Raw genomic sequence first — 3,453 nt, forward strand, 5'->3', positions numbered from 1 at the left:
GCAAGCACATCTACACCGAGAAGCCCATCGGGTCCACGGTCGCCGAGGGCGAGGAACTGGTACAGGCCGCGGAGGCCGCCGGGCGCGGCCCGCCCCCGTGGCAGGGAGAGACAACGATGAGTGAGCCCATCCTCCAGATCACCGGCCTCAACAAGAGCTTCGGCCCGGTGCACGTGCTGCACGACGTGGATTTCGCGGTCCGTGCCGGTGAGGTCACCGCGCTCGTCGGTGACAACGGGGCCGGCAAATCGACGCTGGTGAAATGCGTTGCCGGCATCCATGGCGCGGATTCCGGGAACATCCGGTTCCAGGGCAGGAACGTGCACATCCGCGATCCCAAGGATGCCGCGGCCCTCGGCATCGAGGTCGTGTACCAGGACCTCGCGCTGGCCGACAACCTCGACGTCGTCCAGAACATGTTCCTCGGCAGGGAGCGGGGCAGCGCATGGCTGCTCGACGAGGCCAGCATGGAGAACGCGGCGCGGGACACCCTGGCCTCGCTGTCGGTGCGCACGGTGAAATCCGTGCGCACGCCCGTTTCCGCATTGTCCGGTGGGCAGCGGCAGACGGTCGCCATCGCGAAGGCGGTGCTGTGGGACAGCAAGGTCGTGCTGCTCGACGAGCCGACCGCCGCACTCGGCGTCGCGCAGACCAGGCAGGTACTCGACCTTGTCCGCAGGCTGGCCGAGCAGGGCCTCGGAGTGGTGTTGATCAGTCACAACATGGCCGACGTCTTCGAGGTCGCCGATCGCATCGCCGTGCTCTATCTCGGTCGGATGGCTGCCGAAGTCCACACCAAGGACGTCACCCATGGCCAGGTTGTCGAGCTCATCACCGCGGGCCGATCCGGCGACATCGGACTCGCCCGCCCCGAACACGCCGTTCTTTAGAGCCAGGTCCGGCATGAGCCAGAAAGAACCCATCATGACGCAGACTCCCGCGGCGCCGTCGAACACGGCGATCAGCGACTTCGGCATCGACACCACCACCATGTCGACGTCGGAGGCGGTGCGTGACTACTTCTCCCGCCTGCGTGCAGGCCAGCTCGGTTCCCTGCCCGCGTTGCTGGGCCTCGTCGCGCTCGTCGTCATGTTCGCGGCACTGTCCGATGTGTTCCTTTCGCTGAACAACCTCGCGAACCTGCTCGCGCAGGGCGCAGGGCAGACGATCATCGCCATGGGCATCGTGTTCGTGCTGCTGATCGGCGAGATCGATCTCTCGGCCGGGACAGCCTCCGGGGTCGCCGCCGCGGTGTTGGCCATGCACTTCGCGCAGAACGGAAACCTGTTGGGCGGTATGGGTTCCACCGTCTTCATCCTGTTCGTCGCCGCGCTCGCGCTCGGTGCGGTACTCGCGGCGCTGCTGCGGATCTGGGCTGGGATGGCCGTCTCCGTGCTGGGCATCGTCCTCGCCGTGTCCGGAATGGCCGCGAACCCGTGGATCGAGATGCTGCTCGCCCTGTGCACCGGAACGGCGATCGGATGCATCACCGGCTTCCTGGTCTCCAGGATCGGCATGCCGTCCTTTGTGGTCACGCTGGCGCTTTTCCTTGCCTGGCAAGGCGTGATCCTGCAGTTCATCGGCGAGGGCGGGGTGATCGGCATCAGCTCGTCGCCGGTGCTGGACCGCGTCGCGAACGGCAATCTGTCCATTGTGGGCAGTTGGCTGCTGTTCACGCTGTCTGTCGGCGGGTTCGCCGCGGTCACCCTGGGCAAGCACTTCACCCGCCTGCGGCGTGGCCTGGTGACGCAGCCGACACCGATCGTGCTGTTCAAGGTCGGTGGTATCGCCGCCATCGGCCTGGCGGCGACCGCGTTGCTCACCGTCAACCGCTCGTCGAACCCGAACATCGAGATCACCGGCGTGCCCTATGTGGTGCCGATCGTGCTGGGGCTACTGGTCATCGGGACCTTCGTGCTGAACCGGACCCGCTACGGCAGGCACATCTACGCCGTCGGCGGTAACCGGGAGGCGGCCCGGCGTGCGGGAATCAACGTCACCAAGATCCGGGCGAGTGTGTTCGTGGTGTGCTCGTCGGTCGCCGCGCTGGGGGCCATCGTGTACTCATCGAAGGTCGGCTCGGTCGACCCCCAGGCCGGTGGCCTCAACACCCTGCTCTTCGCGGTGGGTGCGGCCGTCATCGGTGGGACGTCGCTGTTCGGCGGCCGGGGCCGGGTGTCCGACGCGGTGATCGGCGGCACCGTGCTCGCCGTGGTGTCCAATGGCCTCGGGCTGCTCCGGCAGCCGGCCGCCGTGGTGTCGATCGTGACCGGTCTGGTGCTGCTGCTCGCCGCCACCGTGGACGCGCTGTCGCGGCGGCGCGCGGCCTCAGCGACACGATGAATTCAGGTGATGGAACGATACGGTCGTGACCAGCACACCCGTTGCCAGACCCGACGAGGTGCGCCGGTACAACCGCTCCAGCCTGCTGCGTCGTCTGCACGTCGGTGGCCCGTCCACGCGGGCCGCGCTGGCGACGGCGCTTGGCCTCAACCGCAGCACGATCAAGGCGTTGGTGGACAGCCTGGCCAAGGCCGGTGTGGTCGAGGAGCGGGTGCCCCGGCCGGGCCGGGGCGCGGGCAGGCCGTCACTGCTGGTACTGCCGCAGCCACAGGCCGCAGTGGTGCTGGCGGTGGACATCCAGGTGGAACACGTGGCGATGGCGCTGGTCGGGCTCGGCGGGCAGATCCTGGGCCGCAACAGCTGGAACCTGCACGGCCGCACCCGTGAACCGGCCGAGGTCATCACGCACGTGCTGGAGTCCACTGCTCTGCTCGCAGGCGACCTCGGCCTTCCCCCGGTCGCGGCGGGCATCTCGGTGCCGGGCGTGGTGCGGCGCTCCGACGGTCACGTCCACGAGGCGCCGAACCTGCGCTGGACCGACCTGGCGCTCGGCACGCGGATGAGCGCGGCGCTGGACGTACCCGTCGTGGTCGGCAACGACGCCGAGCTCGGTGCGCTGGCCGAACATCTGCGTGGCGCCGCCCGTGCGGTGTCGGACGCGGTCTTCGTGTCCGCCGACATCGGCGTGGGTGGGGGAGTGATCGCGCAGGGCGCGTCTCTACGTGGCGCGGCGGGATACATGGGCGAGCTCGGGCACATGGTGGTGCGGCCGGAGGGGCGGGCCTGCTACTGCGGGAATGCGGGTTGCTGGGAGACCGAGGTCGGTGAGGCTGCGCTGTGCAGGGCTCTCGGACTGCCCGAGACCACCCCGCGGGGCGCGATCGTGGTGGAGCTGCGGGGGCTGGCCCGCGACGCCGACGCGTCGCGGGCCAGGCTCGGCGAGTTCGCCGAATGGCTCGCACTGGGACTGGTCAACGTGGTCAACCTGTTCGGGCCGGAACTCATCGTGCTCGGCGGCAGTAGCCGCAGCGGGCGCAGCAGCGACCGCGCGATCAGCATCGTGAGTACTGCGGCCACCAGCAGGACACCGAGCATGACGCCGCCGTCGGT

The 3,453-nt window shown here is 68.9% G+C and carries 3 protein-coding genes; all 3 read left to right on the forward strand.

Annotated features, from left to right (window positions below; genetic code table 11):
* The first annotated feature begins 116 nt into the window (after positions 1 to 116).
* Positions 117 to 890: an ATP-binding cassette domain-containing protein gene (locus tag ABZ863_RS35430; protein ID WP_358544148.1), complete on the forward strand. Its 774-nt coding sequence runs from the start codon at positions 117 to 119 to the stop codon at positions 888 to 890.
* A 34-nt stretch (positions 891 to 924) separates the two neighbouring features.
* Positions 925 to 2,343 (forward strand): ABC transporter permease, encoded by a 1,419-nt coding sequence (locus ABZ863_RS35435; protein ID WP_358544142.1) that lies wholly within the window; start codon positions 925 to 927, stop codon positions 2,341 to 2,343.
* Positions 2,344 to 2,368: 25 nt separating this feature from the next.
* Positions 2,369 to 3,453, forward strand: a 1,085-nt coding sequence (locus ABZ863_RS35440; RefSeq protein WP_358544145.1) for an ROK family transcriptional regulator, incomplete at its 3' end; no start/stop codon positions are given.

The sequence above is a fragment of the Saccharomonospora sp. NPDC046836 genome (assembly GCF_040645195.1).
In the GTDB taxonomy this organism is placed as follows: Bacteria; Actinomycetota; Actinomycetes; order Mycobacteriales; family Pseudonocardiaceae; genus Prauserella_A.